Genomic DNA, 24,339 nt, shown 5'->3' with positions numbered 1-24,339 from the left:
CCTGCGGTGCAGGCGCATCTTTATTCAGCAGCAGATTGCTCGTCTACCTGGGCAGGCACTTCGTCGCGGCTTTCCTGACGGCGGCTGCGGTGATAGGTCAAGCCCGTACCGGCCGGAATCAGGCGGCCAACAATCACGTTTTCTTTCAAGCCGCGCAGTTCGTCCTGTTTACCCATAATCGCGGCCTCGGTGAGTACGCGGGTGGTTTCTTGGAACGATGCAGCTGAAATGAAGCTGTCGGTCGACAACGACGCTTTGGTAATACCCAATAACACGTTTTCGTAACGCGCCGGCTCTTTACCTTCGGCAATCATTTTCTCGTTTTCCAACATCACATCGCCACGCTCGACTTGCTCACCGGTAATGAAGCTGGTTTCGCCCGAGTCGGCAATATTCACACGACGCAGCATTTGGCGGATGATGACTTCGATGTGTTTATCGGAAATCTTCACACCTTGCAGGCGGTAAACTTCTTGCACTTCTTGAACAATATAGCGTGCCAATGCTTCGATACCTTGCAGACGCAGAATATCATGTGGATCAACGGCACCGTCAACGATGGTTTCACCGCGGTTCACCACTTGGCCGTCATGCACCAAGATTTGTTTCTCTTTGGAAATCAAGGTTTCGTAAGCCACGCCGTCAACATCGGTGATGATTAAGCGTTGTTTACCCTTGGTTTCTTTACCGAAGGAAACGGTACCGGTGATTTCAGCCAACATGCCGGCATCTTTCGGGATACGCGCTTCAAACAACTCAGCCACGCGCGGCAAACCACCGGTAATATCGCGGGTTTTAGACGACGCTTGCGGAATACGCGCCAACACGTCACCTTTACCGATTTCTTGACCTTCACGCACGGTAATCACCGCACCTACCGGGAAGGCCATCGATACCGGCGTTGAGGTACCCGGAATGCAGATTTCCAAACCGTTTTCGTCCAGCAGTTTCACGGTTGGGCGCAACAATTTAGAGGTACCGGCAGAGCGGCGTTTACCATCAATTACGACCAAGGTAGACAAACCGGTGACATCGTCGGTTTGTTTGGCAACGGTTACGCCTTCTTCCACGTTTTCAAATTTCACCAAACCGGCGTGCTCGGTAATCATTGGACGGGTATGAGGATCCCATGTTGCCAAGGTTTGGCCGGCTTTAATGGCCTCACCGTCTTGTACCAGCAAAATGGCACCGTAAGGCACTTTATGACGTTCGCGCTCACGGCCGATATCGTCGTGAATCACCACTTCGCAAGAACGACCAATCACCACCAATTCGCCTTTGTTGTTGGCAACATAACGCATTTGACTGCTGAAACGTGCGGTACCGTTAGATTTGGCTTCCACTTGGCTGGCAGCAGCTGCTCGGGAAGCGGCACCACCGATGTGGAAGGTACGCATGGTCAGCTGGGTACCCGGTTCACCGATCGATTGGGCGGCAATCACACCGACCGCTTCACCGGCATTTACCAGTTTACCGCGCGCCAAGTCACGGCCGTAACATTGGGCACACAAACCGTGGCGGGTTTTACAGGTAATCGGGGTGCGTACTTTCACTTCATCGACGCCGGATTGGTCGATCATGTCGACCAGTTTTTCGTTCAATAAAGTACCGGCTTCTACCAAGGTTTCGCCTGTGGATGGGTCAACCACATCAGAAGCAGTCACACGGCCCAAAATACGGTCGCGCAAGGCTTCAATCACGTCACCACCTTGTACCACGGCTTTCATGACAAAACCGTCAGTTGTGCCGCAATCGTCTTCTACTACCACCAAGTCTTGGGTTACGTCTACCAAACGGCGGGTCAGGTAACCGGAGTTTGCGGTTTTCAATGCGGTATCGGCCAGACCTTTACGCGCACCGTGGGTCGCAATAAAGTATTGCAATACGGTCAGGCCTTCGCGGAAGTTAGACGTAATCGGCGTTTCGATAATCGAGCCGTCCGGTTTGGCCATCAAACCACGCATGCCGGAAAGCTGTTTGATCTGTGCTGCCGAACCACGGGCACCGGAGTCGGCCATCATGTAGATAGAGTTGAACGACTCTTGATCCACTTCGTTGCCTTCGCGGTCGATGACTTTTTGGGTAGACAGGTTGTCCATCATCGCTTTGGCAATGCGGTCACCGGCACGACCCCAAATATCGACTACTTTGTTGTAACGTTCACCGTTGGTTACCAAACCTTGGCGGTATTGGTCTTCGATTTCCTTCACTTCGGCTTGTGCTTCAGCCAACAATACGGCTTTTTCTTTCGGAATTTCCATATCGTCAACGGCAATCGAGATACCGCCTTTGGCTGCATAAGCAAAACCGGTATACATCAAATGGTCGGCGAAAATCACGGTATCACGCAGGCCACACAAGCGGAACGATGCGTTAATCAGCTTAGAAATTTCTTTCTTCTTCAGCGCTTTGTTGATGTATTCAAACGGCAGGCCTTTAGGCAGAGTTTCGCTCAACAAGGCACGGCCTACGGTGGTTTCATAGCGGTTAACTACCGGCTCCAATTCGCCGTTTTCGTTTTTCACCCATTCACGCAGACGCACGGTGATTTTGGCACCCAGTTCCACTTGTTTGGTGTGATAAGCACGGTGTACTTCTTTCACGTCGGCAAACAAGCTGCCTTCACCTTTGGCGTTGATGCGGTCGCGGGTCATGTAGTACAGACCCAATACGATATCTTGAGACGGTACGATAATCGGTTCGCCGTTGGCCGGAGACAATACGTTGTTTGACGCCAGCATCAAAGTGCGTGCTTCCATTTGCGCTTCCAAGCTCAATGGTACGTGAACCGCCATTTGGTCACCGTCAAAGTCGGCGTTAAATGCGGCACACACCAATGGGTGCAACTGGATGGCTTTACCTTCAATCAGAATCGGTTCAAACGCTTGAATACCCAAACGGTGCAATGTCGGTGCACGGTTCAACATGATTGGGTGTTCGCGAATAACTTCTTCCAAGATGTCCCATACTTCCGGTACTTCTTGTTCAACCAATTTTTTGGCGGCTTTAACGGTGGTTGCCAAGCCTTGTTTTTCCAGCTTGTGGAAAATGAACGGTTTGAACAGCTCCAAAGCCATTTTTTTCGGCAGACCGCATTGGTGCAGACGCAGGTAAGGACCCACGGTAATCACCGAACGGCCTGAGTAGTCCACACGTTTACCCAACAGGTTTTGACGGAAGCGACCACCCTTACCTTTAATCATGTCGGCCAATGATTTCAATGGACGCTTGTTCGCGCCGGTCATGGCTTTACCGCGACGGCCGTTATCCAACAGGCTGTCGACTGCTTCTTGCAGCATACGTTTTTCGTTGCGCACAATGATGTCCGGTGCACTCAACTCCAACAAACGTTTCAGACGGTTGTTACGGTTAATCACACGACGGTATAAATCGTTCAAATCAGAAGTGGCAAAACGGCCGCCATCCAAAGGCACCAGCGGACGCAAATCAGGTGGCAATACTGGCAACACGTCCATAATCATCCACTCAAGTTTCATACCTGAGCGGTGGAACGCTTCCAATACTTTCAAACGTTTGGCGATTTTTTTGATTTTGGTATCAGAACCGGTTGATTCCAATTCTTGACGCAATACTTCGATTTCGCCTGCTACATCCAATGAACGCAACAATTCGCGGATACCTTCGGCACCCATTTTGGCATCGAAATCGTCGCCGTATTCGTCCAATTTGTTGTAGTAATCGTCTTCGGTCAGCAATTGGCGGCGTTGCAGCGGGGTCATGCCCGGATCGGTCACCACAAATGCTTCAAAGTACAATACACGTTCGATGTCGCGCAGGGTCATGTCCAATACCATGCCCAAGCGAGACGGCAGCGATTTCAAAAACCAGATATGGGCAACCGGCGCAGCCAATTCAATGTGACCCATGCGTTCGCGGCGTACTTTAGACAAAGTCACTTCCACGCCACATTTTTCACAGGTTACGCCTTTAAATTTCAAGCGTTTGTATTTACCGCACAAACATTCGTAGTCTTTTACCGGGCCGAAAATTTTGGCACAGAACAAACCGTCGCGTTCCGGTTTGAACGTACGGTAGTTGATGGTTTCCGGCTTTTTCACTTCACCGTAAGACCAAGAGCGGATGGTATCCGGAGAGGCAATGCCGATTTTGATGGCATCAAACTCTTCTTCCATGCCCGCTGTTTGTAACGGATTAAATAAGTTCAACAAATTCATTTTTGCTCCTTGAAGGAAGTATTTTTACCGCTTGGCGGATCAGGATTCGGATGGAATGACACAGTTTTTCAGACGGCCTTTAAACATTTTTGTGATGTCCGTTGAAAGCGCTGTGTTCTTTCAGACGGCCTATTGATATCAGAGGCCGTCTGAAAGCGTTGTTTAATAACGTTCCAAATCGATATCCAAGCCCAATGAGCGAATCTCTTTAACCAATACGTTGAAGGATTCAGGCATACCGGCGTCGATTTTGTGTTCGCCTTTAACAATGTTTTCATACATTTTGGTACGACCTGTCACGTCATCGGACTTCACGGTCAACATTTCTTGCAGGGTGTAAGCAGCACCGTAAGCTTCCAGCGCCCAAACTTCCATCTCACCGAAACGTTGGCCACCGAACTGCGCTTTACCGCCCAGAGGTTGTTGGGTCACCAAGCTGTAAGGACCGGTCGAACGGGCGTGCATTTTCTCATCAACCAAGTGATGCAGTTTCAAGTAGTGCATCACGCCTACGGTTACGCGGCGGTCGAAAGCTTCGCCTGAACGGCCATCGTAAAGGGTAATTTGGGTTTTGGTGTCGTTAAAGCCCAATTTTTCTACTTCAGGATCATCGCTTGGATAAGCCAAGTTCAGCATGTCGCGGATTTCAGATTCTTTCGCACCGTCGAATACCGGAGAAGCGAAAGAAGCACCTTTACGCAGGTTAGAAGCCAATTCGATGATTTCATCATCGCTCAAGCTGTCGAGATCTTCTTGCTTGCCGCTGTTGTTGTACAGCTTATTCAAGAATTCACGCAATTCGCTGGCTTTGCGCTGCTCTTTGAGCATACGGTCGATGCGTTCACCGATACCTTTTGCCGCCCAACCCAAGTGCACTTCCAAAATCTGACCGATATTCATACGCGATGGTACACCCAATGGGTTCAACACGATGTCAACTGGACGGCCGTCTGCCATATAAGGCATGTCTTCCACCGGCAGAATGCGTGATACCACACCTTTGTTACCGTGGCGGCCGGCCATTTTGTCACCGGCTTGCAGACGGCGTTTGATGGCGATGAATACTTTCACCATTTTTTGTACGCCCGGCTGCAATTCGTCGCCTTGGGTCAGCTTTTTCTTCTTCACTTCATACAACTCATCCGCTTCTTCGCGTTTTTGCTGCAGGCTCAGCTTAATCAGCTCTAATTGTTTGGCCAAATCTTCATCGGCCAAACGGATGTCGAACCAATCGTGTTTGCTGGCGGTAGAAGCCAAGTATTCAGCAGTGATTTCGCTACCTTTAGCCAACTTCATCGGGCCACCGTTGGCTTTTTGGCCAACAATCATGCGCTCGATACGATCAAACGCATCGTTATCGAAAATACGCAGCTGATCACTTAAGTCTTGACGGTAGCGTTTCAACTCAGAATCAATAATCGATTGGGCACGTTTGTCGCGCTGGATACCTTCGCGGGTAAACACTTGCACGTCAATCACGGTACCGCTCATGCCGGTCGGCATACGCAATGAAGTGTCTTTTACATCAGACGCTTTTTCACCGAAAATCGCACGCAACAGTTTTTCTTCAGGCGTCAATTGGGTTTCGCCTTTAGGGGTTACTTTACCCACCAACACGTCACCGGCTTCTACTTCAGCACCGATGTACACAATACCGGAATCGTCCAAACGGTTTTGCATGCGCTCAGACAAGTTCGGAATATCGCGGGTAATGTCTTCGGCACCCAACTTAGTGTCACGCGCCACAACGTTCAATTCTTCAATGTGAATCGAAGTGTAGCGGTCATCGGCAGCCACTTTTTCAGACAGCAAAATCGAGTCTTCGTAGTTGTAACCGTTCCAAGGCATGAAGGCGATGGTCATGTTTTGACCCAGCGCCAATTCGCCCAAGTCAGTCGAAGCACCGTCGGCTACCAAGTCGCCACGTTGCAACACATCGCCTGCTTTCACAGCCGGACGTTGGTTGATGTTGGTTGATTGGTTAGAGCGGGTAAATTTGACCAGATTGTAGATGTCCACACCCACTTCACCGGCAGTCGCTTCGTCATCGTGTACGCGAATCACCACACGGTTGGCATCAACATATTCAACCACGCCGCCACGACGGGCAACAATCGCCGTTGCCGAGTCAACGGCTACTGAGCGTTCGATACCGGTACCGACCATTGGTTTTTCAGGACGCAGACAAGGCACAGCTTGACGTTGCATGTTGGCACCCATCAAGGCACGGTTCGCGTCATCGTGTTCCAAGAACGGAATCAGGGAAGCCGCTACCGATACCACTTGGCCGGTTGCCACATCCATGTATTGAACGCGGTCAGGTGTGGCCATAATGGTTTCGCCTTTTTCACGACAGGTCACCAAATCACCGGTCAGATTGCCTTCTGCATCCAATTCGGCATTGGCCTGTGCAATCACATAGCGGCCTTCTTCGATGGCAGACAAGTAATCGATTTCCGTGGTTACTTTACCGTCAATTACACGGCGGTATGGGGTTTCCAAGAAACCATAATCATTGGTACGCGCATAAACAGACAGCGAGTTAATCAAACCAATGTTCGGACCTTCGGGTGTTTCAATCGGACATACGCGGCCATAGTGAGTCGGGTGTACGTCACGCACTTCAAAGCCAGCACGTTCACGGGTCAAACCGCCTGGACCCAAAGCAGAAACACGACGTTTGTTTGTCACTTCAGACAGTGGGTTGGTTTGATCCATAAATTGGCTCAATTGGCTTGAACCGAAGAATTCTTTAATGGCAGCAGAAACCGGTTTAGCATTGATCAAATCATGCGGCATCAGGTTTTCAGATTCTGCTTGGTTCAAACGCTCTTTCACTGCGCGCTCAACACGAGCCAAGCCACTGCGGAATTGGTTTTCAGTCAACTCACCAACCGAACGCACGCGACGGTTGCCCAAGTGGTCGATATCGTCCACTTCGCCGTGACCGTTACGCAATTCAACCAAAGTGGCAATCGAAGCGACAATGTCTTCAATGCTCAGTACATAGCCACCTTTTTCGGCTGCACCGGCAAAGGTTTCGTTCAATAAACGACCATACCAAGAGCCTTGTTGCGCTTCAGACAATTTTTGCTCGTAGGTGCGGGTATTGAATTTCATACGGCCTACACGAGACAAGTCGTAGCTGTCTTCACTGAAGAACAAGCGGTTGAAGAGCATTTCAACAGCTTCTTCGGTAGGCGGTTCGCCCGGACGCATCATGCGGTAAATCGCTACGCGGGCAGCTTGCTGGTCGGCAGTTTCATCCGTACGCAAGGTGCTGGAAATGTAACCACCTTGGTCCAATTCATTGATGTACAAAGTAGTAACTTGCTCAATACCGTGGATATCCAGTTTCGCCAACAATTCTTCGGTGATTTCATCATTGGCCACAGCCAATACTTCACCAGTGTCCGGCACGATCAAATCAGCAGCCAAGACTTTGCCCAATAAGGTTTCAGGATCAACGTCCAATCGGGTCAAACCGGCATTGGCAATATCACGGATATTTTTAGCAGTGATGCGTTTGCCTTTGGTCACCAAAACGTTGCCTTCAGCATCCACGATGTCGTTTTTAGCGGTTTCACCTTTCAGACGGCCTGGAATCAATTCAGTTTGCACACCACCTTTTGACAAGAAGAATGTTTCTTTGTCGTAGAAAGTGTCCAAAATCTGTTCATTGTTGTAACCCAAGGCTTTCAACAAAATGGTAACCGGCATTTTACGGCGACGGTCGATACGGAAATACAGTTGATCTTTTGGATCAAACTCAAAATCCAACCATGAACCACGGTAAGGAATAATGCGGGCAGAGAACAATAATTTGCCCGAAGAGTGCGTCTTACCACGGTCATGCTCAAAGAACACACCCGGAGAACGGTGCAACTGAGAAACGATCACACGCTCGGTACCATTGATGACAAAAGAGCCGCTTGGTGTCATCAATGGGATTTCACCCATGTACACTTCGTTTTCGCGTACTTCTTTTACAGTCGGTTTAGAAGCCTCTTTATCCAAAATCACCAAGCGGATGCGTGCACGCAAAGGAGCAGCGTAAGTAATACCGCGCAATTGACATTCAGGAATATCAAACAACGGATCACCCAAGGTGTAATGGACAAATTCCAAACGTGCATAGCCATTGTGGCTGACGATTGGGAAAATAGAATTGAATGCTGCTTGCAGACCATCATCAGTACGCTGGTCGAAAGCATTTTCTAATTGCAGAAATTTTGCATAAGAATCAATTTGAGTTGCCAGCAAAAAGGGAACTTCCAATACGTTCTCTCGTTTGGCAAAACTCTTACGGATACGTTTTTTCTCGGTAAACGAATAGTTCATATACACTCCGAAGGGTGGCTTTGAATAGAAATGCCGTCTGAAAAACTTTGAGACGACAATTTTGTGATGTTATTTACATTTATTTATATTTATTTCAAGATATAAATGCAAATAAATGTAAATAATTATTTTCTGTATGATTAAAACGCAAAATAAGGCTGGCAGATATCTGCCAGCCTTTACTGAAAGTATCAAATAATGATTATTTGATTTCGACTTTAGCGCCGGCTTCTTCCAGTTGTTTTTGGATGTCTTCAGCTTCAGCTTTAGAAACACCTTCTTTCAGTGTTTTAGGCGCGCCGTCAACGATGTCTTTAGCTTCTTTCAAGCCCAAACCAGTGATGGCACGAACCACTTTAATCACGCCAACTTTTTGATCACCGGCAGAAGCCAAAACAACGTCAAATTCAGTTTTTTCTTCAGCCGCAGCGGCACCAGCACCAGCAGGGCCGGCAACGGCAACGGCAGCAGCAGAAACGCCGAATTTTTCTTCAAAAGCTTTAACCAAGTCGTTCAATTCCATAACGGTCAAAGAACCAACGGCTTCCAAAATGTCTTCTTTAGTAATAGCCATGCTATTTAAACTCCAAATATTGTATTAAAAATTAATTATCAAATGAAACAAAATCTATTAAGCGGCTTCTTCGCCAGCTTTTTTCTCAGCCAATGCAGCCAAACCGCGTGCAAAGCCGGCAACAGGTGCCTGCATAACGTACAACAGTTTAGACAACAATTCTTCACGGCTAGGAATAGAAGCCAACTCGCTTACTTGAGCAGCATCCAGTACGTCGCCATTGTAAGAACCGGCTTTAACAACAATTTTGTCATCTTTTTTCGCGAATTGATGCAGCACTTTTGCAGCAGCTACAGCATCTTCAGAAGCAGCGTAAACCAGCGGACCCACCATGTGATCTGCCAAACCTGCAAATGAAGTGCCTTCTACTGCACGACGAGCCAAAGTATTTTTCAGAACGCGCAAATATACGCCTTCTTTACGTGCATTCGCACGCAGCTCGGTCATGCTGGCAACACTGATACCGCGATATTCTGCAACCACCAGAGTTTGAGCGTTAGCAATTGCTGCGCTAATCTCTTCAACGGCTACTTTCTTGGTTTCAATATTGAGACTCAAGGTCTACCTCCCACTGTTTATCAACAGAATACTTTCTCAGTATTCCACCAGCGCGGTAACCTAAAAAGACATCTTACAAGCTTTCTTGCAATTTGTTTCAGGACTACCGTCTGCGTAGGGCAATAACGATTAAATCTTACGATCCCTACGGTCTTGGACATCTACTTAATATTTTAAGTAGCCCAAATCCAGACAGCCTTAAAAAGGCCGTCTGAAAATTCTTAGTTGTTTACGCTAGAAGTATCTACGCGAACACCTAAACCCATTGTGCTTGAAACGGCAACTTTACGTAAGTATTGGCCTTTTGCAGCAGCAGGTTTTGCTTTAACGATAGCATCCAGCAATGCGTCAAAGTTTTCTTTCAAATCGGCTTCAGCAAATGAAGCGCGACCGATAGTGGCATGCACGATACCTGCTTTATCAGTACGGTATTGTACTTGACCGGCTTTAGCGTTTTTCACCGCTTCAGCAACATTAGGGGTTACAGTACCTACTTTAGGGTTAGGCATCAAACCACGTGGACCCAAGATAGTACCCAACTGACCGACAATACGCATTGCATCTGGAGAAGCAATCACAACGTCAAAGTTCAAGTTGCCACCTTTGATTTCAGCAGCCAAGTCGTCGAAACCAACGACATCAGCACCCGCTTCTTTAGCAGCATCAGCATTCGCGCCTTGCGCAAATACAGCAACACGAGTGGTTTTACCGGTACCTTTAGGCAATACAACTGAGCCACGAATTACTTGGTCAGATTTACGTGGATCTACACCCAAGTTGAATGACACGTCAACTGATTCATCAAATTTAGCAGTTGCGGCATTTTTTACCAAAGTAATTGCTTCATCAATTGCATATAATTTATTCGCTTCAACAGAAGAGCGCAAAGCTTTCAAGCGTTTAGAAACTTTAGCCATTATACACCCTCCACATCCAAGCCCATTGAACGGGCTGAACCAGCAATAGTACGTACCGCAGCATCCAAATCAGAAGCCGTTAAATCAGGCTCTTTGGTTTTCGCGATTTCTTCCAATTGAGCGCGAGTTACTTTACCCACTTTATTGGTCAATGGGTTGGCACTACCTTTTTGCAGACCCGCAGCTTTTTTCAACAAGATAGAAGCTGGAGGCGTTTTCATCACAAATGTGAATGATTTATCCGCAAATGCAGTGATCACAACAGGAATCGGCAAACCAGGCTCCATACCTTGGGTCGCAGCATTAAATGCTTTACAGAATTCCATAATATTCAAACCACGTTGACCCAATGCTGGACCAACTGGAGGAGATGGGTTGGCTTTACCTGCACCAATTTGCAGTTTAATGTAGCCTACAATTTTCTTTGCCACTTAAGGACTCCTAAAAGACGGGTATAACGCGGAACCATTCCGCTTCCCAAAACGAATTTTCGATTATAAAACTTAATGTATTTTAATTCAAGACATTAATTCAATTAAATCTTTTCAACCTGACCAAATTCCAACTCAACAGGCGTTTCACGGCCAAAAATCTGCACAGAAACACGCAGCTTATTGCGCTCGTAATTAACCTCATCCACCACGCCATTGAAGTCAGCAAAGGGACCGTCATTAACACGAACCGATTGACCCACTTCAAATTCAACTTTTGGTTTTGGTTTTTCAACACCACTACGAACCTGTTGCATAATTACATCAGCTTCACGTTGAGAAATAGGTAATGGTCGGTTAGCAGTACCGCCGATAAAGCCAGAGACGCGCGGGGTACTTTTTACCAAATGCCATGATTCATCGGTCATTTCCATTTCAACCAAGACATAGCCAGGGTAAAACTTACGCTCGCTGATGGTACGGCGGCCATTTTTAATATCAACCACCTCTTCGACCGGAACCAACACTTGGCCGAAATACTCTTCCATACCTTCGCGTGAAATACGCTCTTTCAATGTTTTTTGGACATTTTTTTCAAAGCCGGAATAAGCCTGCACAACATACCAACGTTTTGACATTTTTATCCCCTCTTCAATAACAAATCAAAAAATAACCATGAAACCGCTGTATCGACTGCATAAATAAACGCAGCCAAAATTGCTACAAAAATTACCACGAATACAGTCATCTTGACCGCATCATCACGAGCCGGCCAAACTACTTTCTTAAATTCAATCCATGAATTTCGAAAATAAGCGAACCCTTCACGCTGCGGCGTGGCATGCGCATTGTTGTCTGATTTGACAACCTGCCCCACTTTATCCGCTTTATCTTCAGGCATACGATCAGCCATTTTGAACTCACTTTCCATAGCATTGATACAGCATATGCAGCATATATCGATATACCGCTCACAACCATGCGATGGTTAAAACAAATAAATAGAAATAAAATAGCAAAAAAATTAACCGGCACTAAGGCCGGTTAATTTTTTATTTGGCAGGCCAGGAGGGTCTCGAACCCCCAACCCTCGGTTTTGGAGACCGATACTCTACCAATTGAGCTACTGGCCTTCTAAAACTTAAGCAATGATAGAAGATACAACACCGGCACCTACGGTACGGCCGCCTTCACGAATCGCAAAACGCAAACCTTCTTCCATCGCGATTGGCGCAATCAGTTCAACAGTGATGGCTACGTTTTCGCCCGGCATTACCATTTCTACGCCTTCTTCCAAAGTTACCGCACCGGTAACGTCAGTCGTACGGAAGTAGAATTGTGGACGGTAGTTAGCGAAGAATGGAGTGTGACGACCACCTTCTTCTTTGCTCAATACGTATACTTCTGCTTTGAATTTGGTGTGCGGAGTGATTGAGCCTGGTTTAGCCAATACTTGACCACGTTCAACTTCTTCACGTTTGGTACCGCGCAACAATACGCCTACGTTGTCACCTGCTTGACCTTCGTCCAGCAATTTGCGGAACATTTCGACACCGGTACAAGTGGTTTTTGCAGTGTCTTTCAGACCAACGATTTCGATCTCGTCACCTACGTGGATGATACCGCGCTCTACGCGACCGGTTACTACAGTACCACGACCAGAGATTGAGAATACGTCTTCGATTGGCAACAGGAATGGTTTGTCAACGGCACGTTCTGGAGTTGGGATGTAGCTGTCCAATGCGTCAGCCAATTCAAAGATTTTAGCTTCGTAAGCAGCGTCGCCTTCCAGAGCTTTCAATGCAGAACCTTGGATGATTGGGCAGTCGTCGCCTGGGAAGTCGTAGCTTGACAACAAGTCACGGATTTCCATTTCAACCAATTCCAACAACTCTTCGTCGTCAACCATGTCGCATTTGTTCATGAACACCAAGATGTATGGTACACCTACTTGGCGACCCAACAAGATGTGCTCACGAGTTTGTGGCATAGGACCATCAGCAGCAGATACAACCAAAATCGCACCGTCCATTTGTGCAGCACCGGTAATCATGTTTTTCACATAGTCGGCGTGGCCTGGGCAGTCTACGTGTGCGTAGTGACGGGTTTCAGTTTCGTATTCTACGTGAGAAGTATTAATGGTAATACCGCGGGCTTTTTCTTCCGGCGCATTGTCGATTTGGTCGTAAGCTTTAGCAGCACCACCGAATTTTTTAGACAAAATCGTAGTCAATGCAGCAGTCAGAGTGGTTTTACCATGGTCAACGTGACCGATGGTGCCAACGTTTACGTGCGGTTTGCTACGTTCAAATTTTTCCTTAGCCATGGCAATAAATCCTATCCTAAGTGTTCAATTAAAAATACGGGTAAATAAATGAGATGGTGCCCATGGGCAGATTTGAACTGCCGGCCTCTCCCTTACCAAGGGAGTGCTCTACCCCTGAGCTACATGGGCTAAATTGTCTATTGGAGCGGGTGAAGGGAATCGAACCCTCACCGTAAGCTTGGAAGGCTTCTGCTCTACCATTGAGCTACACCCGCATACAGTTACTTTGCTCCAAGTAAGAATTTTGGTGGAGGGAGAAGGATTCGAACCTTCGAAGCTCACGCAACAGATTTACAGTCTGCCCCCTTTGACCGCTCGGGAATCCCTCCAAAAGAGAACGCTAGTTTATTTATTTCTCTTTATCAAGTCAAGCAATATTTTTGATGTTTTTTTAAAAAAATCGCAACAACCTGATTATATAAAAAATTTACTTAAACTGAATAATTCTTTCATACTTTGCCATCAGCTCATCATGCGTTTCCGGATGTTCCTCATCAATCAAAATACAGTCCACTGGACATACTTGCTGACATTGCGGCTCATCATAGTGACCGACACATTGTGTACACAAGCTCGGATTGATTTCGTAAATTTCCTCACCTTGGGAAATGGCGTCATTCGGGCACTCAGGCTCACATACGTCACAGTTAATGCACTCATCCGTAATAAAGAGCGACATTTTCGTTTCCTTTTTTATTAAATTTCAAAACCGATGGGCGCGAATTATAGCATAATCTATTCAAAAAAGCGCATGTGCAAAGAATGTTTACACCCTGGTAATGATTATCAAATCCTATACTATTCAGCCACTTGCGCATAATGCAGCAATTGAAAGCGACTCATGCCAGATTTGCCTTCTCGATATTCAGCCAACCATTCCGGCTTGGACGGCAATGTTCCTGCTTCGATATAAACCATTGCATTGCTTGTCAAACGACCTTGCAACAAAGCAAATAAGTCGTCCCACTGCTGCCATGCAAACGGCGGATCCAAAAAAACTACGTCAAACTGCCTACTTTGATTTTTCAGAAAATTCAGGCCGTCTGAAAAAACGGTTTCCACTTGTGCCAAGCCCAATTCACGCGCGTTGCGTTGCAGAGATTGCAGCGTTTGGCGGTGATTATCCACCAACACCACCTGCTTAGCATGGCGTGATGCAGCCTCCAAACCCAGCGCACCACTGCCGCTGAACAAATCCAATACTGTTTTACCGGTTAAATCCTGCCCCAGCCAATTAAACAGCTTCTCACGTACCATATCAGGCGTGGGGCGCAAACCTTCTGCCGACGCAAAAGCCAGCTTACGGCCGCGACATTGCCCACCGATAATACGCACTTGGTTAGTGTGTTTCTGATTGTGTTTTGTCTTTGCCATAAAAACCATAGATTGAGGCCGTCTGAATGTTTCAGACGGCCTGATTAAACCGTAAATCTTATTATACAACAAGTTGATAGATAAAAGGCCGTCTGAAACTGTATTTCACATTTTCAGACAGCCTTTCTATTCAAACCTACTCTTCGTCAGCTTTACTACCCTTAGGCGCAGGCGGTTCAATTTGTTCTTTCCAGCCGCATTCTTTTTGCGGGCAAACCTTTTCCACGCCCCAGCGTTTGGTGGTTTTAATGGTCAAGACCGGCCATTGGCATTGTGGGCAGGTTTCGGCTACCGGTGGATTCCAAGTGGCGTAGTTACAGTCGGGATAGGTGCTGCAGCTATAAAACAGTTTGCCGTAGCGTGATTTACGCTCGACCAGATGACCTTTTTTACATTGCGGACATTCGACGCCGGTATCTTTCGGTTTTTCCAACGGTTCGATGTGTTTGCACTTCGGATAGTTGGTGCAACCGATAAACTTGCTGCCGGTGCGGCTGTATTTATACACCAATCCGCCGCCGCATTTCGGGCATTCGCGGCCGTCCAGCTCGGCTTGTTCGGCGGCTTCTTTGGCTTGGCGCTCGGCAGCTTCTTCAGCGGTTTCATTCACGTTGCGAGTGTAACCGCATTCGGGATAACCGGCGCAGGCCACAAAGCGACCATTGCGGCCGAATTTGATTTGCAGCTTGTGATTGCCGCATTTCGGGCAAGTTTCGTCCAATTCTTCGGTGGTGAATTTGGCGCGTTCGATGCCTTCTTTTTCTTCAACCTGCTTACTGAAGCCTTTCCAAAACGAATTCATCACCGGCACCCAGCGGCGTTTGCCGTTGGCGATTTCGTCAAGCTGGTCTTCGAGCTTGGCGGTGAAGTGGTAATCGACGTATTGGGCGAAATGTTCGGTCAGGAATTTGTTGACGATGTCGCCGGTATCGGTCGGCATAAAGCGTTTTTGTTCCAACGTCACGTATTCGCGGTCTTTTAGCGTGGAAATAATGCTGGCATAGGTCGATGGGCGGCCGATGCCGAATTCTTCCAAGGCTTTCACCAATGTTGCTTCGTTGAAACGCGGTGGCGGTGTGGTGAAATGCTGTTCACCGTAGAGATTATCCACCGGCAATTTGTCGCCTTCGGCCATTTCCGGTAGCTTTTTGTTTTCTTCGCTCTCGTCGTCGGTGCTTTCTTCGTACACGCTCAAGAAACCGGCAAAGGTTTGCACTTGACCGGTCACGCGGAATACGCCTTTGCCGACGCTGATGTCGACGGTGGTTTGGTCGAATTTAGCCGGCGACATCTGACAGGCAACGGTGCGCTGCCAAATCATTTGGTAAAGCTTGAATTGGTCGGCCGTCAGAAACGGTTTTACGCTTTCAGGCGTGCGGTAAACAGAAGTCGGGCGAATCGCTTCGTGCGCTTCTTGGGCGTTTTTCGACTTGGTTTTGTATTGTTTGGCAGACGACGGCAGATATTCTTTGCCGATTTTGTTTTCGATGTAGTGGCGGATTTCGACCACGGCTTCATCGGCCAAATTCAGGCTGTCGGTACGCATATAGGTAATCAGACCAATCGCACCTTGGCCAACATCGATACCTTCGTAAAGCTGCTGGGCGGTTCGCATGGTGCGGTCGGTGGTCATGCCGAGTTTGCGCACGGCATCTTGCTGCATGGTCGACGTGGTAAACGGCGCGGCCGGATTGCGGCTGCGTTTTTTCTTTTCCACGCCACTGACCACGGCATCTTTACCGGTGAGTTCGTTCAACACATCGGCTTGGGCGGCTTCATTCGGCAATGCGAATTGGTCGAGTTTCTCGCCGTTGTATTGCGCCAATTTGGCGGTGAATTTGCTGCGGCCTTTGTGGCTGTCGAGATGCACCGTCCAATACTCTTGCGCTTCAAATGCGCGGATTTCGTTTTCGCGCTCGCAAATCAAACGCAAAGCCGGGCTTTGTACGCGGCCGGCACTCAAGCCACGGCGGATTTTTTTCCACAGCAGCGGCGACAAGTTGAAACCGACCAAGTAATCCAAAGCACGGCGCGCTTGTTGGGCATCGACCAAGTTGATTTCCAATTCGCGCGGATGGGCGATGGCATCGAGCACCGCGTTTTTGGTGATTTCGTGAAACACCACGCGCTGCGGTTTGATGTTTTTCAGGCCGCGTTTGGATTTGAGGATTTCCTGCAAGTGCCACGAAATGGCTTCGCCTTCCCTATCCGGGTCAGTTGCCAGATAGATGTTTTCGGCTTCTTTGGCTTCGGCCACAATGGCATCAACGTGTTTGGCATTGCGTGAAACCAATTGGTATTTCATGGCGAAGTCGTTTTCCGGATCAACCGCGCCGTTTTTCGGCACGAGATCGCGCACATGGCCGTATGAAGCCAAAATTTCATAATCCCCGCCCAGATATTTTTTTAAGGTTTTGGCCTTAGACGGAGATTCGACGATTACAAGGTTTTTAGCCATCGTTACTCTCTTTTGTTATTGTAAATTTCAGACGGCCTTTTTTATCAAGGCCGTCTGAAAAAATTAATGCATCACAGCGTTGCCGTTTAAAGCCGCCATCAAATCATCGCCGATCAACACCGGCAATTCGCTCTTGTGCGCCCACAACACCAGCAAGGTCAGCACTTTGGCGATATCCACAGTGATCTCATCCGCCGGAATGTGCATCAGCGCATGTACCACGATTTCACGCTGCTCGTACGTAATCGCGCGCTCGGCAATCAGATAATGCAGCAAACCCATCACCTCTTGTGGCAACACATCGGCTTCTTCCACGCTGTACACGCGCAAGGCCGTGCCGTCGATCGGCTCAATGGCGAATTCGGAACTGTTGAGCAACACTTCCATCATCATCAGGGTATTGCCGATTTCCATCGCATCAAAACCGGCATCTTCGAGCAGTTGCCCCAAATCTTCCGGCGGCGGACAGGCATCAAAATCCTGAAAATGTTCGATTAAAAAAGCAATGACTTCGGCCATGCGTGTTCCTTAAATGTTATGTTTTAATCCGTTGGTAGCGTCCGCCGGCCAGCGGAGCGATCACGCCGTCGAGCTCGTATTCCAGCAATTGGGCGTACACATCAGCCGCCGGCCAATTCAGCAACTCGGCCAAGGTATCGGGATGAATGGCATCGTAACCCATGGCATTTAATAAAGTGTCGTCTGCCGTGTTTTGGGTTTCAGACGGCCTGATATCGGTTTCAACAAGCGGTTTGGCGCTTGTCTCGGGCTTGGCTTTCGACTCGGCGGCAAGTGTGTTTTGCGGACGCTTATATATAGAATATGATGGTAATGGGGTGTTTTGCAATAGCTGCGGACATTCTTGTACGATATCTTCCAAACTTTCCACCAGTTTGGCGCCCTCTTTAATCAGCTTGTGGCAGCCTTTGCTGTGCGGATTATCAATCGAACCGGGCACGGCCATCACTTCACGCCCCATCTCGGCCGCGAGCTTGGCGGTAATCAGCGAACCCGACTCTACCGCTGCTTCCACCACCAAGGTCAAACGCGATAATGCGGCAATCAGGCGGTTGCGGCGTGGAAAATTACCGGCATACGGGCGGGTATCTAATGGAAACTCACTGATAATCAGCCCGCGCTCGGCGATTTCGTAGGCAAGCTGTTTATTCGATGGCGGATAAATGCGGTCTATGCCCGTACCCCACACGGCGATGGTACCGCCGTCTGAAAGCAGCGCGCCTTGATGAGCAGCAGTATCAATACCGGCCGCCATACCGGAAACCACTGGAATGCCTTGTTCACTCAAAGCCATGCCGAAATCGCGGGCAATGCGCATCGCCTGCGGGGTGGCATGGCGACTGCCGACAATCGCGGCGGAAGGCTTGTGCAGCAAATCGCTATTGCCGCGTAAAAATAACAACGGCGGCGGCGTAATACCTTCGGTCAGCATATCGGGGAAATCATCGTCCTGCAACAGCAGCAAACGACAATGTTTCTGCTGCGCCCAATTTAACGCGGCTTCGGCAGCAGCCTTAGCGGCATCGCATTTATCGGCATGTTGCCATGCAGCCACGGCTTGTTTGTGCCTCACCAGTTTCGCGATGATTTCAGACGGCGCGGCCAATGCCGCTTCTGCGCTGCCGAAATGCTGCAGCAAAAGCAAAAAACTTTCCGCACCGATGTAAGGCGTCAGCGCGAGTTGTACCCATGCAAAGCGTTCGTTATCGTTCATGCCCGTACCCTTTTTCAGATGGCCTCAATATCATATTGAATGCCGCCAAAATAATCATTTAAGTAATATTTTTAATAGCAATGATTATACAGACATTGAACGAAATGCAAACAGATGAAGGCCGTCTGAAACATTTTTCACGTTCAGACGGCCTTAAAGCATGAGTTAATTAATCTTCGGTTTTATCGCTGTTGCGGCGGGAAACGCTGATACCGAGCTGCTTCAATTTACGGTATAAATGCGTGCGCTCCAAACCGACTTTTTGCGCCACACGGCTCATGTTTTGGCCTTCTTGCGCAATATGGTATTCAAAATAGCGACGTTCCAGTTCTTCGCGCAATTCACGCAACGGCATATTGAAATTAAAACCGCCGACCATTTCCGATGAAGCAGACGGCACATGCTGCCCCAAGGCCGCCGCAGCCGCTTGCTCTTGCACTTCTTCGCCATCGGCTTCTAAAGCCAAGTTTTTCACCACGGTGCGCAGTTGCTCAAAGTTGCCCGGCCATTCGTATTGGCGCAACACGGTCAGCGCGCCGTTACTGAATTTGGCCAGCGGAATTTTTTGCGTCTCGGCCAATTCAATCAAAATTTGGTTAACCAAGAAAACAATGTCATCCGGCTGGCTGCGCAAAGTCGGCACACCGACAATGATTTTGGATAATAAGCCCGGCAATTTGTTGTCTGCCGTGGCCGATTCGGCCAACTCTTCTGCCGATCGGCTGCTGGCTGCCACGATGCGCACATTGTAGCGGTCAGCTTTGCCCAATAAGAATACGATGCCGTTTTGAATATTTTTGCTGTATTGCGCGATGTCGCCGACATACAAAATACCGCCGCTGGCTTTTTGCAGCAATTCGAGCGGTGTATCGACAATATGCTCAACTTTACCCGGCTCCGCCCACGGTGTGCCGTTTTTATGGAAGTAGCGGGCTACCCATTCAAACGGAGAACCGGCTTCACCGGTCAGTAATACCGGCCCACTCTGTTTGGAAGCCAACTCTAATTTTTGATTCAATTCCTGAATCACCGGACTGTTGCCCAAACGGTCTAAAGACAAACCGGCTGCCGCCTGCATTTCGCCGTGTTTCAGGGCGCGATCAACGGTAGACAGCAACTTTTGCAGGGCAATCGGTTTTTCCAAGAAATCCAATGCACCGATTTTGGTGGCCTCGACCGCCGTGTCAATGCTGGCGTGACCACTCATCATCACCACCGGCATATTGAGTTGGCCGTTTTTCGCCCACTCTTTCAGCAAGGTAATTCCGTCGCAATCGGGCATCCAAATGTCCAGCAAAACCATGGCCGGACGGGTTTGGTGGCGCAATTGACGTGCTTCTTCAGCATTTTCTGCCAAAGTCACGGTATAACCTTCGTCTTGGAGGATTTCCGATAGTAAATCTCGGATACCCACCTCGTCATCTACAATTAAAATATCACTGCTGCGCATAAGTTTCTACCTGTTGGGGTAACGCTATTTTGACACATGCACCGCCGTCGGTCTGATTGCTCAAGCTGATACGGCCACCGTGCTCTTCAATAATTTTCTTGACCACAGGCAAGCCCAGCCCTGTACCTGTCGGTTTGTCGGTTACATAAGGCTCAAAGGCATTATGCAACATTTCTTTGCTGAAGCTTTTGCCGTTGTTGCAAACGGTCAAAATGGCCTGCCCATCGTCACTCAACGCGGTTTCGATGTTTACCTGTGGATTCGGGTCACTTTCTGCTGCTTCAGCCGCATTTTTAAATATATTGTGCAACACCTGCCGCATGGCGGTGGTATCCGCATGGATGAATAACCCTATATTACTGAATTTAGCAGTAAATGTACACGCGCTGCCCTCGTACAGCACCAATACTTCCTCTACTAAAGTATTCAAATTATGCTTTTCCAAACTCAACGACGGCGCGCGCGCATAATTGCGGAAGGCTTCCACCATTTCTTTCAGCGCGGCCACCTGCTTGACGATGGTATCGGTTGAGCGGGTCAAAATCTGGGCATGTTGCTCATCCAATTTATCATGCAATTTCCATGCCAATCTTTCGGCGGATAATTGAATCGGCGTCAGCGGATTGCGGATTTCATGTGCCAACCGTTTGGCCACTTCACCCCACGCCGCTTCTTTTTGTGCGCGCATGAGCAGGGTCACATCGTCAATCACCATCACCAAACCGCTGTCATTGTCTTCCGGCAAAAGCGTGGCCTTGCCGAGCAGAATCCGCGCATCGTCGGGCGCGGCATATTCCACCTGTACCGGTTTATTGGCATCAAACGTGGCTTCAATTGCGGCAAACACATCTGCCAGCAAAGTCTGCTGTGGCGACTGTCCGCGCCAATCGTGCCAATTACTGCCCCACAACGGCACCAGCGACACACCTAAAATGTGTTCGGCGGATTTATTGAAGGTTTTCAGACGGCCTTCTGCATCCAAAGTAATCACACCGGTAGTCAGGCTTTCCAACACGCATTCCAAATAATGGCGTGCGGCTTCTTGTTGCAAGCGGCTGCGTTCATCCACATCTTTGGCAATCGCCAATTGCTGGGTCATGTGGTTGAACAAATGCGTTAAGCGGCCGAATTCGTCGTTACGGTACACCGGGCGCTGCTGGCTAAAGTCGCCCTGCGCCACCGCCCGTGCACCTTCTGCCAACGACAAAATCGGCTCGACGAAGCGGCGGGCAAAATACAAAGCCATTACCAAAGCCAAGAAAATCGCCAGCAATGCCGCTACTAATAAAGTCACCAGAAAGAAGGTTTGCAAGCCTTGCTTGGCATAGCTTAATTCAGCATATTTTGCGCGCGCTGACTCAATCAGGGTCGCATCCTGCGCCACATTTTGCGGAATCGGCTGACGGAAGAAAAAGGCATATTCCTGATTGTTGTAGTTGCCAATCGACAACCAACCCTGCGCATACAACACATTGCCGATGTTTTCCAAGTTGCGCAGCGAACCGGCTTGCTGCAATTGCTCTTGGCCGGCCTTATCAATTTTCGGCTGGTTTAGGTTTTGCGGATTGATAACTTTTTCAAAACGGTCTTGGCTTAAGTTATACAAGGCCAATTGGGTGAAATCGTTGGCATTCGAAGCGGCAGCCAGCGCGTTGCCCAAATCATTATCCAAAGACGATGCGCTGATTAAATCAATTTGAATCGGCGTGGCATTGCTGACGGCATTGTCCACCGCCAAATCCAAGGCCGATTTGCTCAAGTTTAAGCTGCGCTCCAGTGCTTGTTCGGTGTCATTACCGAACCAAGAATTAATCGTGCCGTTAATAAACTGGGCGGAAATACCGAACAAAAATACGCTCGGCAACACCGCCACCAAGGTAAACATACCCGACAGGCGGCGGGCGATTTGCGAGCCGAACACGCCGTTTTTGCTGTCGCGCATGAGCAGCAGCACATAGCGCACCAATACTGCAGCCAACACCAGCATCAACAGGCCACACAGGACGATAATCCACCAAAAATAATCGGCAATCCTACTGCTGCTGCCCGTAGCAACCGTCAATCCGTAGAGCAGTGCCACGGCCAACAAAACGGCGATTAAGAGAAAGCGGCGCATGATTTATTCCTGCGTGACCGTCAAGCTTTTCCAGCCCGAATCCAAGCTCCAGCTTCGTGATGTCAGGGCATTGATTTGGAAAGGCTTCGGCAGCTTGGATGTGGATAATTGCAAACGGATTTGTGCTTTGATGTCTTTCGGCTCGCTGTTGCGCAAAGTGCCTTTACTCAATACTTTCCAGTTGGCAATCGCACCCACCGCACGCAAGGCAGCATTCAAGGTATCGTATTCGGTGGAAAACGTGCCCACGGTAACGCGATAGCGGTTGGTCAACGGATGAAACGATAATTTATAGTTGACCGTATTGCCGTCGTTTAAAAGATGTTCCAAGCGGAAACGGTAGGCCGCAATCGTCGGCTCCGACAATTGGTAAGACAAAGAAAAATTCAGCGGCACGCCTTGTTGCAAGGCTTGTTTGAGCTGGTCGGGCAACTCGGTTTTGAAACGGCTGCTGACCGACAATTGGCCGTTATCCATCAAGTCGGCCTCGGCACGGGTCGCACTGATGCCTTCCGCCGCCGCGTGCAACGACGCAGCCAGCAGAATCGGCAGCAGCATGAATTTACTGCTTTTGAATAAGCGCGTAATAAAAGCCATCTTGGTGTTTGTTCGGTAAAAGTACATGCGATTCCAGCAAGCGGGCATCGGCATGGCGGTTAAGGAATTTTTGCAGCTGCTGATCGTTTTCTTCGACAAAAATCGAACACGTCGCCAACAGCATCCTGCTGTTTTTTGTCAGAGTTTGCCATAAAGCGTCCAACAAGGCTTCCTGTTGGCGGGCGGTTTTCAGCGCATCATTGGGGCGGCGCAGCCATTTGATGTCGGGATTGCGGCGCGCCACACCCGAAGCGGTACACGGCACATCGGCCAATACCGCGTCAAACTGTTTGCCATCATACCATGCAGCCAAATCCTGCGCATCGGCGCAATGCAAAGTGGCCGTATGAAAGCCCAAGCGGTCGATATTGCTTTGTACGCGCGCCAAACGCGTCGCATCAATATCCAAAGCAGTCACATGACAATCGGCCAATTCCAGCAAATGCCCTGTTTTCCCACCCGGTGCAGCGCAGGCATCAAGAATGCGTTCACCGTTTTGTGGATTGAGCAGATACGCCGCTTTTTGCGCACCAAAGTCCTGTACCGACACCAGGCCGTCTGAAAAACCGGGCAAACGGCTTACCGGCACGGCTTCGGCCAAAGTCACCGCATATTCATCCAAAGCCTTCGCTTCAATGCCTTCCGCAGCCAATTTTTGCAGATAATCTTCCGCATTGCCGTGGCGGCGGTTAACACGCAAAGTCATCGGCGGATGCGATTGCAGCGCGGCGGTGATGTTGTGCCAATATTTCGGATAATGGTTTTGCAGATACGCCACCCACCATTGCGGCAGATTGTGTTTGGCCGTGTCATCGTATTTGCACGCTGCCGCCAGCTTGTCGCGCTCACGCAGGAAACGGCGCAAAATCGCATTGGCAAACGAGCGATACTGGCCGCGGCCGATTTTGGCAATGCTCTCCACCGCTTCATTCACCACCGCATGCGGCGCATTGCGCGTGTAATGCAGTTGGTACAACGCCGCCAACAGCAGGCTTTCCAGCTGCAAATTATCAATCGGCTTATTCAGCATTTTGCCAAGCATAAATTTCAGACTGCCCAGATAACGCTGGCAACCGTAAGCAATGTCTTGCAGCGCACCACTTTCCTGCGCGCTCAATTCAGGGTTGGCCGCACGAATGGTCGCCAATACGTCTTGCAGGTTCTGCCCCTGCGCCACCGCCGCAATACTGTCGGCGGCCAGCTTTTGTGCCAATGCCATACTCATGGGAACACTTTCATAATTGGTTTACTTTTCTTTTTTCAGACGGC

18 protein-coding genes and 4 tRNA genes are annotated in these 24,339 nt (G+C 48.9%); all 22 read right to left on the bottom strand.

Features of this window, described 5'->3' with window-relative positions; translation table 11 throughout:
* Nucleotides 1–20: 20 nt before the first annotated feature.
* Nucleotides 21–4,196 carry a DNA-directed RNA polymerase subunit beta' gene (gene rpoC / locus GJV52_RS06400; RefSeq protein WP_100564282.1) on the bottom strand — a complete coding sequence of 1,392 codons (4,176 nt, stop codon included), beginning with the start codon at nt 4,194–4,196 and terminating at the stop codon, nt 21–23.
* A gap of 162 nt (nt 4,197–4,358) precedes the next feature.
* Nucleotides 4,359–8,537, bottom strand: coding sequence for a DNA-directed RNA polymerase subunit beta (gene rpoB, locus GJV52_RS06395; RefSeq protein ID WP_100564284.1), 4,179 nt, complete (start codon nt 8,535–8,537; stop codon nt 4,359–4,361).
* Nucleotides 8,538–8,739: 202 nt separating this feature from the next.
* Nucleotides 8,740–9,111, bottom strand: a complete 372-nt coding sequence (gene rplL / locus GJV52_RS06390; RefSeq protein WP_003677916.1) for a 50S ribosomal protein L7/L12 — start codon at nt 9,109–9,111, stop codon at nt 8,740–8,742.
* Between the two features lie 57 nt (nt 9,112–9,168).
* Nucleotides 9,169–9,669: a 50S ribosomal protein L10 gene (rplJ, locus tag GJV52_RS06385; RefSeq protein ID WP_095502975.1), complete on the bottom strand. Its 501-nt coding sequence runs from the start codon at nt 9,667–9,669 to the stop codon at nt 9,169–9,171.
* A 221-nt stretch (nt 9,670–9,890) separates the two neighbouring features.
* Nucleotides 9,891–10,586 carry a 50S ribosomal protein L1 gene (gene rplA, locus GJV52_RS06375; protein ID WP_095502977.1) on the bottom strand — a complete coding sequence of 232 codons (696 nt, stop codon included), beginning with the start codon at nt 10,584–10,586 and terminating at the stop codon, nt 9,891–9,893.
* Nucleotides 10,586–11,017 carry a 50S ribosomal protein L11 gene (rplK, locus tag GJV52_RS06370; RefSeq protein WP_095502978.1) on the bottom strand — a complete coding sequence of 144 codons (432 nt, stop codon included), beginning with the start codon at nt 11,015–11,017 and terminating at the stop codon, nt 10,586–10,588. The genes rplA and rplK overlap by 1 nt, the downstream gene beginning before the upstream one ends.
* 104 nt (nt 11,018–11,121) lie before the next feature.
* Nucleotides 11,122–11,655: a transcription termination/antitermination protein NusG gene (nusG, locus tag GJV52_RS06365; RefSeq protein WP_095502979.1), complete on the bottom strand. Its 534-nt coding sequence runs from the start codon at nt 11,653–11,655 to the stop codon at nt 11,122–11,124.
* Nucleotides 11,656–11,657: 2 nt separating this feature from the next.
* Nucleotides 11,658–11,930, bottom strand: coding sequence for a preprotein translocase subunit SecE (gene secE / locus GJV52_RS06360; protein ID WP_095502981.1), 273 nt, complete (start codon nt 11,928–11,930; stop codon nt 11,658–11,660).
* 144 nt (nt 11,931–12,074) lie between these two features.
* Nucleotides 12,075–12,150: transfer RNA gene (locus GJV52_RS06355), tRNA-Trp, on the bottom strand.
* A gap of 8 nt (nt 12,151–12,158) precedes the next feature.
* Nucleotides 12,159–13,343, bottom strand: coding sequence for an elongation factor Tu (gene tuf, locus GJV52_RS06350; protein WP_095502524.1), 1,185 nt, complete (start codon nt 13,341–13,343; stop codon nt 12,159–12,161).
* Between the two features lie 54 nt (nt 13,344–13,397).
* Nucleotides 13,398–13,472 (bottom strand) — tRNA-Thr (locus tag GJV52_RS06345).
* Nucleotides 13,473–13,484: 12 nt separating this feature from the next.
* A tRNA-Gly gene (locus tag GJV52_RS06340) sits at nt 13,485–13,558 on the bottom strand.
* Between the two features lie 30 nt (nt 13,559–13,588).
* A tRNA-Tyr gene (locus GJV52_RS06335) sits at nt 13,589–13,672 on the bottom strand.
* Between the two features lie 98 nt (nt 13,673–13,770).
* Nucleotides 13,771–14,022 (bottom strand): YfhL family 4Fe-4S dicluster ferredoxin, encoded by a 252-nt coding sequence (locus GJV52_RS06330; RefSeq protein WP_095501954.1) that lies wholly within the window; start codon nt 14,020–14,022, stop codon nt 13,771–13,773.
* 119 nt (nt 14,023–14,141) lie between these two features.
* On the bottom strand, nt 14,142–14,717 hold the full coding sequence (gene rsmD / locus GJV52_RS06325) for a 16S rRNA (guanine(966)-N(2))-methyltransferase RsmD (RefSeq protein WP_095501955.1): 576 nt from the start codon (nt 14,715–14,717) through the stop codon (nt 14,142–14,144).
* A 136-nt stretch (nt 14,718–14,853) separates the two neighbouring features.
* Nucleotides 14,854–17,175, bottom strand: coding sequence for a type I DNA topoisomerase (gene topA, locus GJV52_RS06320; protein WP_100564327.1), 2,322 nt, complete (start codon nt 17,173–17,175; stop codon nt 14,854–14,856).
* 63 nt (nt 17,176–17,238) lie between these two features.
* Nucleotides 17,239–17,694: a DUF494 family protein gene (locus GJV52_RS06315; protein WP_100564325.1), complete on the bottom strand. Its 456-nt coding sequence runs from the start codon at nt 17,692–17,694 to the stop codon at nt 17,239–17,241.
* A gap of 16 nt (nt 17,695–17,710) precedes the next feature.
* Nucleotides 17,711–18,907: a DNA-processing protein DprA gene (dprA, locus tag GJV52_RS06310; RefSeq protein WP_095501951.1), complete on the bottom strand. Its 1,197-nt coding sequence runs from the start codon at nt 18,905–18,907 to the stop codon at nt 17,711–17,713.
* Nucleotides 18,908–19,076: 169 nt separating this feature from the next.
* Entirely contained in the window at nt 19,077–20,357 is a 1,281-nt protein-coding gene (locus GJV52_RS06305; RefSeq protein WP_095501950.1) for a sigma-54-dependent transcriptional regulator, read from the bottom strand.
* On the bottom strand, nt 20,344–22,473 hold the full coding sequence (locus GJV52_RS06300) for a sensor histidine kinase (RefSeq protein ID WP_100564323.1): 2,130 nt from the start codon (nt 22,471–22,473) through the stop codon (nt 20,344–20,346). Before GJV52_RS06300 ends, GJV52_RS06305 begins: the two co-directional genes overlap by 14 nt.
* 3 nt (nt 22,474–22,476) lie before the next feature.
* On the bottom strand, nt 22,477–23,070 hold the full coding sequence (locus GJV52_RS06295; RefSeq protein WP_100564321.1) for a DUF4390 domain-containing protein: 594 nt from the start codon (nt 23,068–23,070) through the stop codon (nt 22,477–22,479).
* Nucleotides 23,036–24,295 (bottom strand): 16S rRNA (cytosine(967)-C(5))-methyltransferase RsmB, encoded by a 1,260-nt coding sequence (rsmB, locus tag GJV52_RS06290; RefSeq protein WP_095501947.1) that lies wholly within the window; start codon nt 24,293–24,295, stop codon nt 23,036–23,038. The genes GJV52_RS06295 and rsmB overlap by 35 nt, the downstream gene beginning before the upstream one ends.
* Nucleotides 24,296–24,339: the final 44 nt, after the last annotated feature.

It is taken from the genome of Neisseria brasiliensis, assembly GCF_009671065.1.
Classification (GTDB): Bacteria; Pseudomonadota; Gammaproteobacteria; order Burkholderiales; family Neisseriaceae; genus Neisseria; species Neisseria brasiliensis.
Note: the sequence above shows the minus strand (reverse complement) of the source record. Positions and strands in the feature narration are given on the sequence as shown.